This window comes from Geomonas paludis, from assembly GCF_014193585.1.
Lineage (GTDB): Bacteria > Desulfobacterota > Desulfuromonadia > Geobacterales > Geobacteraceae > Geomonas > Geomonas paludis.
The window spans coordinates 1-14,431 of the sequence record NZ_BLXY01000003.1; the positions used below are offsets into that span (position 1 = coordinate 1).

At 62.9% G+C, this 14,431-nt stretch carries 12 protein-coding genes; 8 read left to right on the forward strand and 4 right to left on the reverse strand.

Going from position 1 to position 14,431, the window contains the following annotated elements; genetic code table 11:
* Positions 1-260: 260 nt before the first annotated feature.
* Positions 261-1,196: a 3'-5' exonuclease gene (locus tag H7687_RS09975; protein ID WP_246404768.1), complete on the reverse strand. Its 936-nt coding sequence runs from the start codon at positions 1,194-1,196 to the stop codon at positions 261-263.
* A 192-nt stretch (positions 1,197-1,388) separates the two neighbouring features.
* Between H7687_RS09975 and H7687_RS09980 the strand changes: the two genes are divergently transcribed.
* The 5 genes from H7687_RS09980 to H7687_RS10000 all read left to right on the forward strand — a co-directional run bounded on the left by H7687_RS09980 (position 1,389) and on the right by H7687_RS10000 (position 7,494).
* Positions 1,389-2,213 carry a HesA/MoeB/ThiF family protein gene (locus tag H7687_RS09980; RefSeq protein WP_183346932.1) on the forward strand — a complete coding sequence of 275 codons (825 nt, stop codon included), beginning with the start codon at positions 1,389-1,391 and terminating at the stop codon, positions 2,211-2,213.
* Positions 2,214-2,699: 486 nt separating this feature from the next.
* The gene (locus tag H7687_RS09985) at positions 2,700-4,469 is read left to right on the forward strand and encodes an aldehyde ferredoxin oxidoreductase family protein (protein WP_183346933.1); all 1,770 of its coding nucleotides are present in this window, start codon (positions 2,700-2,702) and stop codon (positions 4,467-4,469) included.
* Between the two features lie 11 nt (positions 4,470-4,480).
* On the forward strand, positions 4,481-4,999 hold the full coding sequence (locus H7687_RS09990; protein WP_183346934.1) for a 4Fe-4S dicluster domain-containing protein: 519 nt from the start codon (positions 4,481-4,483) through the stop codon (positions 4,997-4,999).
* A gap of 80 nt (positions 5,000-5,079) precedes the next feature.
* Entirely contained in the window at positions 5,080-6,438 is a 1,359-nt protein-coding gene (locus H7687_RS09995; protein WP_183346935.1) for a putrescine aminotransferase, read from the forward strand.
* A gap of 216 nt (positions 6,439-6,654) precedes the next feature.
* Entirely contained in the window at positions 6,655-7,494 is an 840-nt protein-coding gene (locus H7687_RS10000; protein WP_183346936.1) for an EamA family transporter, read from the forward strand.
* A gap of 20 nt (positions 7,495-7,514) precedes the next feature.
* Here H7687_RS10000 and H7687_RS10005 read toward each other — a convergent pair whose 3' ends face one another.
* Together H7687_RS10005 and gabT are read right to left on the reverse strand one after the other, a co-directional pair.
* Positions 7,515-7,739 carry a MoaD/ThiS family protein gene (locus H7687_RS10005; protein ID WP_183346937.1) on the reverse strand — a complete coding sequence of 75 codons (225 nt, stop codon included), beginning with the start codon at positions 7,737-7,739 and terminating at the stop codon, positions 7,515-7,517.
* Positions 7,740-7,802: 63 nt separating this feature from the next.
* On the reverse strand, positions 7,803-9,104 hold the full coding sequence (gene gabT, locus H7687_RS10010) for a 4-aminobutyrate--2-oxoglutarate transaminase (protein ID WP_183346938.1): 1,302 nt from the start codon (positions 9,102-9,104) through the stop codon (positions 7,803-7,805).
* A gap of 506 nt (positions 9,105-9,610) precedes the next feature.
* On the opposite strand from gabT, the gene H7687_RS10015 reads away from it, so the two are divergent.
* Positions 9,611-11,392, forward strand: coding sequence for a sigma 54-interacting transcriptional regulator (locus tag H7687_RS10015; RefSeq protein WP_246404771.1), 1,782 nt, complete (start codon positions 9,611-9,613; stop codon positions 11,390-11,392).
* 319 nt (positions 11,393-11,711) lie between these two features.
* On the forward strand, positions 11,712-12,512 hold the full coding sequence (locus tag H7687_RS10020) for a hypothetical protein (RefSeq protein WP_183346939.1): 801 nt from the start codon (positions 11,712-11,714) through the stop codon (positions 12,510-12,512).
* 65 nt (positions 12,513-12,577) lie between these two features.
* Here H7687_RS10020 and H7687_RS10025 read toward each other — a convergent pair whose 3' ends face one another.
* The gene (locus H7687_RS10025; protein ID WP_183346940.1) at positions 12,578-12,733 is read right to left on the reverse strand and encodes a hypothetical protein; all 156 of its coding nucleotides are present in this window, start codon (positions 12,731-12,733) and stop codon (positions 12,578-12,580) included.
* 280 nt (positions 12,734-13,013) lie between these two features.
* Between H7687_RS10025 and H7687_RS10030 the strand changes: the two genes are divergently transcribed.
* The gene (locus tag H7687_RS10030; RefSeq protein ID WP_183346941.1) at positions 13,014-14,372 is read left to right on the forward strand and encodes a putrescine aminotransferase; all 1,359 of its coding nucleotides are present in this window, start codon (positions 13,014-13,016) and stop codon (positions 14,370-14,372) included.
* Positions 14,373-14,431: the final 59 nt, after the last annotated feature.

The window sequence follows — 14,431 nt, forward strand, 5'->3', positions numbered from 1 at the left end:
AAGAAGAGGACATGGCGTTTTACGCTTTGCGACGGGCTCGAACCCAAGACGCGAACAAACTGCCATGTCCCGGAACAGAAAATCTAGCTGCTTGATCGTAAACATACAAGACGCAAAGGCGCAAAGAAACGACTGAGGCTTATAGTCTTACCCCCCAAAAGGTTTTCTTAGCGTCTTTGCGGCTTTGCGTTAAATAAAAGCTTTAAAGGTTTGTTTTTTCCCTTGCGTGTTTTGCGGCTTTGCGTGAGGTGCTTTAGGTTTTACTCCCGCACCGAAAACCTGGCGTAGGCGTCGCAGCGCATGATCTGCACGGCGCTGGTGTTGCCGCGGGGGTAGATCTCGCGCGCAAGATAGGCCAGTTCTTCCGGTTCCTCGTGCGCCGGCACATCGCGCCACCACGCCTTGCTCCCCCCCTGCGTCCCGTCGCTCCAGCGATACCCCCGCTCCTTGAGTACATCCTTCTTGTCGAAGGGCGCCGACACCGCATAGATGCGCGAGGTGACCTCGTGCGCCCGCTTCAGAAGCTCCAGGAAAATCGGCGCGCCGCTCACCGGCAAACGCTCCAGCAACAGCCCCAGCACCCCCTCGGCGTCGTCCAAGGCGCGGTGCGCGTTGATGGTGAGGGAGCCGGTCTTGAACAGGAGGAATTCGAGGGTGCGCGAGGAGAGCCGCTCCGCGCCCCAATCGATCTGGCAGACGGTGCAGGCCCAGGGGAGCTTGACGAAAGAGGGAAAGCGCGTCTCGACGAACTTGCGGTCGAAGGCGGCATTGTGCGCGATGACCAGGTCGGATTTCTCCGCCAGGGCATTGACGAAGGCGTCGTCGAAGGCCTGACCGCGTACCATGTCATCGGAGATGCCGGTTATCTCCTGCACCTCGGGAGGAATGGCGAAGCCGGGATCCTCGAAGCCGGAATAGCGGTCGGTGATGCGAAAGATCTCGCCAGTGACCGGATCGAACTCGAAGGCGACGATGCCCAGCTCGATCACCTTGTCCTGCTTGTGGTTGAGCCCGGTGGTCTCGGTGTCGAGGCAAAGCGCGACCTTGGCGTGCTCGGGCCCCTTGCACCCGAGCCTCGCGTCGCGCGCCAGGTTCAGGCGCCGCAGCACCTGGTAATCCCCCGTGTTGTGCAGGGCCGCGATGGCGATTTCTATCTCCAGCGCGTTCATCGGGCCCCCTTTTTGCTTCACTGCCATGTCGTCACCTTGTACCTTGGGGTGTGACCGGGAGAGCGCCTGCAGCAGCCAGGGCGATTCCCGATAGTCGGGCACGATATCACAGACTTAGCCTGGCAGGCAACCATCAGCATTGCCGCTTTGCAAAAACCGGCCGGGCGGCGCCCCACTGCCCGGGCCGACAGACTGCAGCAGGCGCAAAGGATAACCGCAATGGACGAACTGAGCAACTATCTCAAGGAACACGCGCAGGGCCGCCTCGTCTCCTGGCAGCACCAGGGCGAGGCGGCGCGCCGCTACCGCATAACCGTCGCACAGGCGGAGCGCACCATACTGGAGATGGGCCTGCTCCCGGCGCGCTACCAGCGCAACGTCGGCTCGCTAACCGCCGAGGGGCAGCTCGTCCTGCATCGCAGCCGGGTAGCCGTGATAGGATGCGGCGGGCTGGGGGGGTACATCGTGGAGCTGCTGGCTAGGGTGGGCATCGGCACCATCGTGGCCGTCGATCCCGACGTGTTCGAGGAACATAACCTCAACCGGCAACTCCTCAGCAGCATCGAAACGCTCGGGATGCCCAAGGCCGCGGCCGCCGCACAACGGGTCGCGGCCATCAATCCGGCGGTGACAGTGGTGCCGGTGCAGGAGGCCTTTGCGACCGCCAACGCCGGCGACCTTATCGCCGGGAGTTCGGTGGCCGTAGATGCTCTCGACAACGTGCAGGACAGGCTGGACCTGTCCGATGCCTGCAACAGCCACGGGGTGCCACTGGTGCACGGCGCCATTGCCGGATGGTACGGGCAGGTCGCGACGCAACTGCCGGAGCAGGCGACGCTGCGGCACATCTACCGCTCCTGGGGCTCCGGCTCCGGCGTAGAGCGCGAACTGGGCAACCCTTCCTTCACGCCTACGGCCGTGGCGAGTTTCCAGGTCGCCGAAGTCTGCAAACTGCTGCTCGGGTCAGGACGCCTCCTGGCCGGGCGCAAGCTGGTTATCGACCTGCTGCACATGGACGTGGACCAGTTCACCATCCCCGTCTGACCCGATCCGGTTGCGGCCCATAAACGGGAATGTGGCCCTGCATCCTTGATGCAGCGCCGCATCACACCGTCGCGGCTGCCGCACCGCCTTCGGTCCACCTATTACCTCCGCTCGCTCCCGTTAATCCCCGCAATTGCATGCAACAGCGCCTTCACCCGGCCCTAACCACAGCTTCCCTGCGCCGTTTTGCCTGCGGATGCGCCCCTGCATCATCCCATGCCGGAACGTGATGCGGCAGGCAGGTTCCGCGGCGCTCCATGCCAAGAGCAGGCGGCACAACGGAGCGCGTTCGTCGCAGCGCGATCAACGTAAAAACAGCAGGTTGCAGGTCACCCTCCGCCGTGGCCCGCGCCGCATTCTCCCTGTTCCTCAGCGGCTCAGCCTCGTGGCACACCCTGTGCTATCAGGTAAACGCCGACCAAGGGGCGCACGTGTTCCAGGGACGGCCCCGCTGCATCCAATTTCAGACTAAATATCGGGGTGAACATGAATCTTTACATGGGAAAGATGCTGGTGGTCGATCTTACCGCGGGGTCGGTCACGACTGAACCGCTGCGCGCCGAGTGGCTCCGCGAGTACTGGGGAGCCTGGGGGCTGGCGCTGCGTTACTACACGGATGCGGTCTCACCCGAGGTCGATCCGCTCGCACCGGAGAACGTCGTGGTCATCATGACCGCCCCCCTGTGCGGGACCATGGTGCCGCTGGCCTCCCGGATGTGCCTGGTCTCCAAGTCCCCGCATACCGGGACCATCTTCGAGTCCAACGTGGGGGGATCTTTCGGCCCCGAGCTCAAATACGCCGGTTACGACGGCATCATCATCAAGGGGCGCGCCTGCGCCCCGGTCTTCCTCAAGATCGACGATGACCGGGTCAGTCTCGAGAGCGCCGAACACATGACCGGCCAGGGGATCTTCGAGACCGAGAAACTGATGGAAGCGGCCATCGGGGCCCACGGCGCCAAGACCCTCGCCATCGGCCCCGCCGCCGAAAACATGATCACCTACAGCATGATCGGCTCCGAATCCTACCGCCAGTTCGGTCGCGGCGGCACCGGCGCCCTCTTCGGGAGCAAGAACCTGAAGGGTATCGTCTGCCGCGGCACCGGCGCCGTCCGGGTCGCGGACATGGCGAGGTTCCTGGAGCGCACCGACTACTACACCAAAAACGACCTTTTGTGTGACGACAACCTCTGGGCCAAGACCGACGGCACCCCCATCCTGGTGGAGGTGACCAACGAAATGGGGATCCATCCCACCAGGAACTACACCAAGGGGTTCAATGGCAGAAAGGAAAAGCTCAACTCCGACGCCATCCAGGCCGCCAAACTGGGCAACCGCGCCTGCGCATCCTGCCCGATGGCCTGCGGCAAGTTCACCAGGGTCAACTCCGCCGAGATCGAGGGGCCCGAATACGAGACCCTGTGCCTGGGCGGCTCCAACTGCGACATCCACGACCTCGAGGCGGTGATCCGCTTCAACCGCCTGTGCGACGACCTTGGGCTCGACACCATGACCTGCGGCAGCACCATCAGCCTTGCCATGGAGATGACCGAGAGCGGCGTTCACAACTTTAACCTGCGTTTCGGGCAGGTGGACGAATACCTCAAGATCGTCTACGAGATCGCCACCCTCTCCACCGAGCGCGGGCGCGACTTGGCCAAGGGGGCCAAGCATCTTGCCGCCAAGTACGGGGCCGAGGCTCTCAGCATGGAAGTCAAAGGGCTCGAGATGCCCGCCTACGAGCCGCGCGGCAACTTCGGCATGGGGATCGCCTACGCCACCAGCGAGCGGGGCGCCTGCCATCTGCGCGCCTTCCCCATATTCGCTACCGACCCGCACGACCTCGAAGCGCTGGTCTCCGACGTGGTCGATGCGCAAAACGCCAACTCGATCAAGTGGTCGCTTGGTTTCTGCGACTTCTGGGGCACGATCAACACCACCATCGAGGCGGACCTCATGTCGGCCGGCCTGGGTGAGCCGGTGAGCGCCGAGGAACTGGATCGGGCCGGTGAGCGGATCTGGAACCTGAGCAGGCTCTTCAACCTGGCGGCCGGCTTCACCGCTGCGGACGACACCCTTCCCAAGAAGATCATGGAGCGCCCGCTGGAAGGGGGGCGCCATGAGGGGCGCGTCTTCAGCCGGGCCGACCTCGCTCGCGCCATGCAGTCCTACTATGAACTGCGCGACTGGAGCGCAAAGGGGATCCCTTCATCGCGCAAGCTGGCTGCCCTCGGCCTCGACACCACGATCTTATAGGAGACCTGACCTTGAAAAAAGAACTCTTCGCCAACCCGGACCTGTGCACCGGTTGCAACAGGTGCACCCTCGCCTGCTCCGCCAACAAGGAGGGCGTCTTTCAACCCAGCAAGGCCAGGATGCGCGTGACCAACTTCCCGCTGCGCGGCTTCTCGGTCCCCAACATCTGCTTCCAGTGCCCCAAGGCAAACTGCCTGGAAGCCTGCCCTACCGACGCCATGTTCCGCGGCGCGGACGGGGTGGTCCGTCTCAACCGTGACCTGTGCTCCGGATGTGGCGCCTGCGTCACCGCCTGCCCCTACGGCATGGTCGAGCAGGACGCCAAGGGTATCCCTTACAAGTGCGATCTCTGTGACGGCGATCCGGCCTGCGCCAAGGAATGTCACTCCGAGGCCCTGGTCCACGCCGCCGGGGATGCCGCGCTCTTCCAGCTCAAGGCGGCGCAGATGAAGACGAGACACAACTCGGGCACGCCGCTCGAGAAGCGGCACAAGATTGCCGAAGCGTTGAAAAAGAACTCACGAGGCTAGAACCTGCACCTTTAAGCGGAAAGGTGCTATTGATAGCTCTACACCAGATGCTTCATGCGAAGCGACAAGGAGATTCAGTGATGATGAGAGATGTAGCGTACGCACAAAGCGAAGCCCAGAGGATGCTGAACCTGCTCCTGACCCCGGAGCACGAGGTTCCGGCGGCGGAGCGCGAGAAGATCGAGCAGGAAACCGTGGAGAACTTCGCCAACCACATCAACAAGGGGTGGCTCAAGTACAGAAAGTCCATGACGGAGGCCGGCGACTACGCCTCCGTCGAGTGGACCGGACAGGGCTCCATCCTCACCGACACCCGCGGCCGCGAGTTCATCGACATCCTGGGCGGCTTCGGCCTCTACTCCGCCGGCATCAGGCACCCCAAGATCGTCGCCGCCGCCAAGGCGCAGCTCGACCGCAGCCCGCAGTACAGCCAGGAGATGCTCGACCCGCTGCGCGCCCACCTGGGCAAGGTGCTCGCCCACCTGCTCCCGGGCGACATCCAGTACGGCTTCTTCATCAACTCCGGCACCGAGGCGGTCGATGGTGCCATGAAGCTCGCCAAGCTCTACACCGGCAAGGCCGGCTTCATCTCCACCGAGCGCGCCTTCCACGGCAAGACACTGGGGCCGCTGACCCTGATGGGCAAGGCCATGTACCGCGAGCCGCTCCTGCCGCTTCTGGGCAACGTGCGCCACGTCCCCTACGGCGACGCTGCCGCGGTCGAGAAGGCCATCCAGTCGGCGCACCAGGTCGGTGACGGCATCGCCGCCATGATCGCCGAGCCGATCCAGGGTGAAGCCGGCGCCATCATCCCGCCGGACGACTACTGGCCGAAACTGCGCGAGATCTGCGACAAGTACGGCGTGCTCCTCATCGCGGACGAGGTGCAGACCGGCCTCGGGCGCACCGGCACCCTGTTCGGCGTGGACCACTGGAACGTGACCCCGGACATCATCTGCCTGGGCAAGGCCCTGGGCGGCGGCGTCATCCCCTGCTCCGGCTTCTTCGCCAGCAAGAAGGTGTGGGAATGCATGGAGCCCAACCCGTTCATGCACTCCACCACCACCGGCGGCAACCCGATCGCCTGCGCCGCTGCGTTGGCCTACATCAACGTGATGCTGGAAGAAGATCTCCCGCGCCAGGCGCGCGAGAAAGGCGAGTACATCGTAGAGAAGCTGGAGGGACTCAAGGCGAAGTACCCGAAGGTGCTGAAGGAAGTACGCGGCAGGGGCCTCCTGATCGGCATGGACTTCCCGACCGACGAGATGGGGTGGCAGGTTGCCTCGGGCATGTTCAGCCGCCGCGTCTTGACCGCGGGCACCTTCATCAACGCCAAGAGCATCAGGATCGAGCCCGCCCTCACCATCGGCTACGACCTGATCGACGAGATGCTGGTCAGACTGGAAGACGTGTTCAAGAGCATCGCCGGCGACCTCTAGCCGCCGCGGCAGAAGGGACAGGCTCCGTCAGGTGCCTGTCCCTTTAGCGGAACGCTCCTTTCAGCTCAGCCAACTGCCATAAACACTAAGGATCGCCAAGTAATCCAGATCGATTCAAATTAAGGGGGGGCGCTTTCGCGCGCCCCCTTTTGACAACTATGCTGCAGCAGCTGATTGCGCCCCAACCCTCAACCTCTACCTCAAAGGTGAACCACCATGCTTTCCGTACTCTGCGGCCTCGCGACCGCCTTTTGCTGGGGGACCTGCGACTTCATCGGCGGCACCAGCAGCCGCCGCACCGGTGCCTTCTTCATGACCCTGGGCACTATCGGTTCAGGGCTCGCCATGCTGATTCCGGTAGCCCTGTTGGTACGGGAAACGCCGGCAACTGCCGCAGGGTGGGCGCTCAGCATGCTTGCAGGCGGTTTCGACGCCCTGGGCATCCTGCTGCTGTACCGGTCCATGACGCTTGGCCGGCTGAGCCTTGCCGCGCCGCTGTCCGCACTCACCGCTGCAGCGCTCCCGGTGATCGTAGGTATGCTCACCCAGGGGGTTCCCGACGGGAAGGTGGTGGCCGGGCTGGCACTTGCCCTGGCCTCGGTGTGGTTTCTGTGCCGGGAAGATGCGCAGGGGCCGGTAGAACCGCTCAAGCCCATCCACGTCTGGCTGCCGCTACTTTCCGGGAGCTGCCTGGGGCTGTTCCTGATACTCATGCATAGCGCGAGCGGCGGAGCGGTACTCTGGCCAATGGTAGCGGTCCGCTGCGGCGGGGTCCTGGTGCTGCTCTTGTTTATGGCTGCTGGAAAACAGGGGGGCGGCGACTGGGGCGCCCTCCCCTGGCGCATGGTGCTTCTCAACGCATTTCTCGACGTTGCCGGCAACGGCTTTTACATCGTGGCAGGACAATCGGGGAGGATGGACGTGGCGGCGGTGCTCAGCTCCCTCTTTCCGGGCGCCACCGTCTTCCTGGCCTGGCTGATACTAAAGGAGCGGGTTTCGCGCCTGCAGATGGGGGGGATTGCGACCGCACTGGCGGCAATCGCACTTTTGACCTGAAGTAGAGCGAGGTACGGGGGCTACCCCCCGGAAATGAGCGGAAAGAGGGCCACGGTGTCCCCCTCCTGCAGCACGTGGTCCAGCGGTGCCGGAGTACCGTTGACCAGGATCACGCCCGGGCCGGGCTCGTTGAACCTCAGTTCGGCGATGCCGGCGCGCACCGAGGTGCCCGGAGCGTACTCGCGCACGGCCTCCCTGAACCTGCCGATGCGGTAGTGAGCGAAAAGCTTGATGGTTACTTTCAATGCACCCTCCTATGCGGAAACGGCGCAGCCGGCAGGGAGTCACCCGCCGGCTGCGCCTTAAGCCTAGCCCCGTAGCTCCTGCAGGGACTCCTCGAGAATGGACATACCGCGCTCCAGCTCGGCGTCGGTGATGACCAGCGGCATCAAGGTTCGGATCACGTTGCCGTGGTTGCCGCAGGACAGGACCACCAGCCCTTTCTGATAGCAGAGGTTGACCAGTTTCTTCGCCTCAGCCGCAGCCGGCTCCTTGCTCTCCCGGTCGCGCACCAGTTCCAGGGCCAGCATGGGCCCCTTGCCGCGCACCTCGCCGATGATCTCGTGGCGCTTTTGCATCTCGTAGAAGCGGGCACGCATCTTCACGCCCAGTTCCTCGGCGCGCGCGAGCAGACCGTCCGTGGTGAATATCTCCAGCACAGCCTGGGCCGCTGCCAGCGCGATGGGGTTCCCCCCGTAGGTGCCCCCCAATCCCCCTACGTGCGGCGCGCTCATCACTTCGGCCTTCCCGGTTACCGCCGAGATGGGGAGACCGCCCCCCAGGCTCTTGGCAGTGGTGACCAGGTCGGGGACGACTCCCCAGTGATCGATGGCGAACAGCTTGCCGGTGCGTCCCATCCCGGTCTGCACCTCGTCGATGATCAGCATGATGCCGTGCTTGTCGCAGATATCGCGCAGCTTGGGGAAGTATTCGGCTGGCGGGGTGACGAAGCCACCCTCCCCCTGGATCGGCTCGGCGATGACCGCGGCAGTCTTCTCGGCGGCGACGTGGCTTATGAAGAATTCCTCCAGGTGCTCGGCGCAGGCGGTGTTGCAGCCGGGGTGCTTGAGCCCGAAGGGACAGCGGTAGCAGTAGGCGTAGGGCATCCGGTAGATTTCCGGCGCGAAGGGCCCGAAACCGAGTTTGTACGGCTTCACCTTGCTGGTGAGGGTCATGGTGAGGTTGGTACGCCCGTGAAAGCCGTTTTCGAAGGCGATCACCGAGGGACGGCCGGTGGCGTGGCGCGCGATCTTGATGGCGTTTTCCACGGCCTCCGCGCCGGAGTTGAGGAAGATGGTCATCTTGTCCCCGTCGCCCGGCGCCAGTTCGTTCAACCGCGCCGCGAGGTCGATGTACAGGTCGTAGGGAACGATGTGGAAGCAGGTGTGCAGGAACTTCTCGGCTTGATCCTTTACAGCGGCGACGACCTTCGGATGGCAGTGCCCGACGTTGGCGACGCCGATCCCGCCGGCGAAGTCGATAAATTCGCGACCTTCGGTATCCACGATAATGGCGCCGCGGGCCTCCTTGACGAAGGACGGGGACAAAATGCTCACACCGGGCGGTACATGCTTGTTGCGCAACGCTTGCGACACTTCTGGGGTTCTCATCGATTCTGGCTCCTTTGACTGAAGTAGATTGCATGCGCGCCCGGTGCATGCCGCCGGGCACCAGGTAACCAGGTTATCAAGGAACGTACCAAAGCTCCCCCGCCTCACCCTGCCCCTTCTTTCGCCCTTTTTCCCCCACTTTGCCTCGCACCGGCCCTGCCCTGCCCCGCAAACTCTCCCATCGAACGGCATCGGTTGATGCTCAATTGCATCCATAATGCGAATCGGCATCAACTCCGGCATCACGGTTATCGTCCTCTCAGGCGGCTTGCCGGCACAGATGAGGAAAACCGGCGTTAAGACAAAGGCGGCAACCTCGGGTTCCGAACCTGCCCGGCACATAAACTCCCCTTTCATCGCGTCCTCCTACCAGGAGCGCGTCCCGTATACGGAATCGGCGCGGATCGTGAATAAATCCTGCCACGGCATTCCTTCTTGCATTTTTGATGCAGCTATGCATTTATTGGCACACCACGGCATCCCAACCGCCGCGGCAGGAGACCCAGATGACGATAATGGCCGATTTCGTGGGCGAAACCGCCCCCACCCCGGAGCAGACCCACCAGGACGCATTCAATGCAGCGCAGTACAACGCCATGGGCGACGGCATCATCTCGGTGAACACCGCCGGAACCGTGCTGCTGTCCGACCGGGTCAGTCGCGTTAGCCTCGACATCTACCCGGGCAGTTCCCTGAGCGAACAATTCCCCGCGCTATGGAGCAAGGTGGTGGAGACCATGCGCGACCGCAGGCCCCGCTTCGAGCTGTCGGTTCAGAGGGGGGAAACAAGCTTCCTGGTCACGGTGAGCCCGGTGATGGTCGACGACGAGGTATCCGGCGCCATCTGCGTTTTCGTGGAGAATACCGATCTCGAGATCATGACCCGGCAGTTGCGGTCGTTCCGGGAACTAACCAAGGAGCTGACTGCCATCATCGACTCCTCCTCGGAGGGGCTCTGGGTATTCGACGGCTACGGTGTGGTGCTGCGCGTCAATCCGGCCGCCGAACGCAACAACCGGGTCAAGAAGGAGGTGGTGGTCGGCCTGACCGCGCGCGAACTGATCGAGCAGGGATACATGGAACGCTCGCCTGCCCTGGAAGTACTCGGGTCCAAGGGCGTGGTCAACATGCTGGTCAACGAAGGAAACCGCAAGCTCATCGTCACCGGCACGCCGGTTTTCGGCGACGAAGGGGGCATCATCAGGGTGGTGGTCTCGGAGCGGGACATCACCGAGATCGACAAGCTGCAGCGGGAACTGGAGGACCAGGAAGCCATCAAGGGGCAGTTCTGGCACCACATGCTTGAGCAGCAGCAGGCCGAACTCGCCTCCCAGACCATCATCGCCAAGAGCCCGCGCATGATCACCGCCCTGCGCCAGGCGGTCAAGGTGAGCTCCGCCGACTCCACCGTGCTGATCCACGGTGAATCCGGCGTCGGCAAGGGGCTCTTTGCCGACCTGATCCACAAGAATTCGAGCCGCAGCGCCAAGCCCATCATCAAGCTCAACTGCGGCGCCATCCCGGAGTCGCTCATCGAGTCGGAGCTCTTCGGGCACGAGCGCGGCGCCTTCACCGGCGCCCAGACCGCCAAGCCCGGCTACCTCGAGCTCGCCGACAACGGCATCCTCTTCCTGGACGAGATCGCGGAACTGCCGCTGGCCTCACAGGTGAAGCTTTTGCGCTTTCTCGAGGACGGGCGCGTGACGAGGCTCGGCGGCACCACCGGGCGGACCGTCGACGTGCGCATCATCGCCGCCACACACCGCGACCTGGAAAAGATGGTGGTGGAAAAGACCTTCCGCCTCGACCTCTACTACCGCCTCAACGTGATCCCGCTCTACATCCCCGCGTTGCGCGAGCGCCAGGAATGCCTGCTGCCGCTCATCCGCCATTACCTCGACTATTTCAGCCAGAAGGTCGGCAAGCAGAAGCGGCTGGCCCGCGCCGCCCTCGACGCCCTGCTCGCCTACAGCTATCCCGGCAACGTACGCGAACTGATGAACCTGTGCGAGCGGCTGGTGGTCATGTCCGAGACCGAGGTGATCGACCTGCAGGACCTCCCCAAGCAGCTTTTCGGCAGCCTCGAAGAAAAACCGCTGTCGCAGTCGGAGCAGACCCTGCCGGTGTGGCCAGGGGACATGACCCTGGAGCAGATCCTGGAAAGCGTGGAGCGCACGTTGCTGAGCGACGCCATGAAGGAGCACGGCAACCAGTACCGGATCGCCGAGGCACTGGGGATCAACCAGTCCACCGTTGCCCGCAAGCTCAAGAAGTACGGCATTTCCTAGCTTCCCCTCCCTCTTCCCCACCGCGGCGGATGCCTCGCCGCATCCATGATTCCGGTTTGCATCAAACAGGGGTTGGCGCCATCGCCGCCAGCCCCTCGCCGACCATTTCACAACGCCCACCGCCTTACCCGACCGCCCCCCTGTCGTCCTAAATCATCCCGCAAAACAGGTTCTTCCTGCCAATCTCCCGGGAATACGCCACTGCATCGCCAACCGTATACGCATCTGGCACGCCTCGTGCTGATCATCCCGCCCAAAAGTCCCCTCATGAGCAACTGCAATGTAGAAAACTGTTGTACTTCACCCAAAGGAGGAAGAGATGAGCAAAAGCGGTTTATTGGCAGCAGCGTTGGTACTGATGTTAGGTTCGGCGGTAATGGCGGCGGACGGCGATCCGCATGCCAAGGGCGAGGCGCCAGCCCTTCCGCCCGGGCCGAAGGTGAACGGCGATGCGTACATCGGGGTAATGAACAAATACCTGTTCCGCGGCAACCAGCTTAACGCCAACAGTTCCTTCGTCACCCAGGGGGGCATGGACCTTACCTACAACTCCTTCACTTTCAGCTACTGGTTCAACAATCAGAACCGCGCCAACGGCTACGCCAAGGCGAAGACCACCGAGAACGACGCCATCATCAACTACGCTGTCCCCGAGCTTGTGAAGGACGTTACCATCAACGTCGGTGCCCAGTACTTCTCGCTCGACGCCGCCGAGGATACCGCCGAGTTCTACCTGCGTGCCACCTACAACACCCTGCTCAACCCGACCCTGGGAATCTACTGGGACTTCCTGGAGGCGCGCAACGACGGTCTTTTCTATACCGCCTCGGTCGCCCAGCCCGTACCCCTTATCCAGGACAAGCTGACTCTGAACCTGGGGGCGTTGGTTTCCTACAACCAGCACAACCCCAGCGCCGCCTATACCGATCTCGATTCCCGCAGCGGCATCTACAGCGACTGGCATAACTACGAACTCTCCGCCACCCTCGACTACAAGGTATTGGATAACGTCACCATCACCCCTTCCTACACCTTTTCCGACCATCTGAGCAGCAACGCCAAAAACGTCGGCATCGGCGCGAAAAACTGTTACGGCATCAAGGCCATGCTCTCGTTCTAAATACCCCGCCTATCTGCAGGGGGGACGCCCCCCTGCAGCCTCCCCTTCCAGTTTTCTCCTCAGCCTCAGTCCACGTTCCTGTCCACGTTCCTGTCCACGTTCCTGTCCACGTTCCTGTCCACGTTCCTGTCCACGTTCCTGTCCACGTTCCTGTCCACGTTCCAGTCCACGTTCCAGTCCACGCCCGGATGCAAACCCGCAGCAAAGATGCGGCAATGCATCACCCGCTCCTCTCAGTGCCCCTCCCCTCTGCGCCCCGACCGCGGCGCCACCGGTAATTCTGTAAAAAATTTACCCACTCCGTGGCCCTCGTTTCGCCCGCCGCGTATACGAAATATTGTTTTATATCAGCCGTATACCAAAAAACCTACTGCCACATCGACAGTTGCACGCTCCCTTCCGCCCCTCTTTCTGGGGTGCCTGGATTTGGACGTGGCATGTCACGTGCAAAATTAGAATGCGATATCACATCGCATTTTGCAGCTCAAAGGAGATTCAGTGATGACGAGAGACGTAGCGTACGCACAAAGCGAAGCCCAAAGGATGCTGAACCTGCTCCTGACCCCGGAGCACGAGGTTCCGGCGGCGGAGCGCGAGAAGATCGAGCAGGAAACCGTGGAGAACTTCGCCAACCACATCAACAAGGGGTGGCTCAAGTACAGAAAGTCCATGACCGAGGCCGGCGACTACGCCTCCGTCGAGTGGACCGGGCAGGGCTCCATCCTCACCGACACCCGCGGCCGCGAGTTCATCGACATCCTGGGCGGTTTCGGCCTCTACTCCGCCGGCATCAGGCACCCCAAGATCGTCGCAGCCGCCAAGGCGCAGCTCGACCGCAGCCCGCAGTACAGCCAGGAAATGCTCGACCCGCTGCGCGCCCACCTGGGCAAGGTGCTCGCCCACCTGCTCCCGGGCGACATCCAGTACGGCTTCTTTATCAACTCCGGCACCGAGGCGGTGGACGGCGCCATGAAGCTCGCCAAGCTCTACACCGGCAAGGCCGGTTTCATCTCCACCGAGCGCGCCTTCCACGGCAAGACCCTGGGGCCGCTGACCCTGATGGGCAAGGCCATGTACCGCGAACCGCTGCTGCCGCTTTTGGGCAACGTGCGTCACGTCCCCTACGGCGACGCTGCCGCGGTCGAGAAGGCCATCCAGTCGGCGCACCAGGTCGGTGACGGCATCGCCGCCATGATCGCCGAGCCGATCCAGGGTGAAGCCGGCGCCATCATCCCGCCGGACGACTACTGGCCGAAACTGCGCGAGATCTGCGACAAGTACGGCGTGCTCCTCATCGCGGACGAAGTGCAGACCGGCCTCGGGCGCACCGGCACCCTGTTCGGCGTGGACCACTGGAACGTGACCCCGGACATCATCTGCCTGGGCAAGGCCCTGGGCGGCGGAGTCATCCCCTGCTCCGGCTTCTTCGCCAGCAAGAAAGTGTGGGAATGCATGGAGCCCAACCCGTTCATGCACTCAACCACCACCGGCGGCAACCCGATCGCCTGCGCCGCGGCTTTGGCCTACATCAACGTGATGCTGGAAGAAGATCTCCCGCGCCAGGCGCGCGAGAAAGGCGAGTACATCGTAGAGAAGCTGGAGGGGCTCAAGGCGAAGTACCCGAAGGTGCTGAAGGAAGTGCGCGGCAGGGGCCTGCTGATCGGTATGGACTTCCCGACCGACGAGATGGGGTGGCAGGTTGCCTCGGGCATGTTCAGCCGCCGCGTCTTGACCGCGGGCACCTTCATCAACGCCAAGAGCATCAGGATCGAGCCCGCCCTCACCATCGGCTACGATCTGATCGACGAGATGCTGGTCAGGCTGGAAGACGTGTTCAAGAGCATCGCCAAGGAGCAATGATTTACTGCCGCGGCCGGGATTCTTCCCGCCGCGGCTTTTTGTATACAGAGGAAACCATT

Coding starts and splice junctions, on each gene's coding strand:
- H7687_RS10000 (WP_183346936.1), top strand. CDS start 6,655: ATGCTTTCCGTACTCTGCGGCCTCGCGACCGCCTTTTGCTGGGGGACC.
- H7687_RS10030 (WP_183346941.1), top strand. CDS start 13,014: ATGACGAGAGACGTAGCGTACGCACAAAGCGAAGCCCAAAGGATGCTG.
- gabT (WP_183346938.1), bottom strand. CDS start 9,104: ATGAGAACCCCAGAAGTGTCGCAAGCGTTGCGCAACAAGCATGTACCG.
- H7687_RS09975 (WP_246404768.1), bottom strand. CDS start 1,196: ATGGCAGTGAAGCAAAAAGGGGGCCCGATGAACGCGCTGGAGATAGAA.
- H7687_RS10025 (WP_183346940.1), bottom strand. CDS start 12,733: ATGCATTGCCGCATCTTTGCTGCGGGTTTGCATCCGGGCGTGGACTGG.
- H7687_RS10020 (WP_183346939.1), top strand. CDS start 11,712: ATGAGCAAAAGCGGTTTATTGGCAGCAGCGTTGGTACTGATGTTAGGT.
- H7687_RS09985 (WP_183346933.1), top strand. CDS start 2,700: ATGAATCTTTACATGGGAAAGATGCTGGTGGTCGATCTTACCGCGGGG.
- H7687_RS09980 (WP_183346932.1), top strand. CDS start 1,389: ATGGACGAACTGAGCAACTATCTCAAGGAACACGCGCAGGGCCGCCTC.
- H7687_RS10015 (WP_246404771.1), top strand. CDS start 9,611: ATGACGATAATGGCCGATTTCGTGGGCGAAACCGCCCCCACCCCGGAG.
- H7687_RS09995 (WP_183346935.1), top strand. CDS start 5,080: ATGATGAGAGATGTAGCGTACGCACAAAGCGAAGCCCAGAGGATGCTG.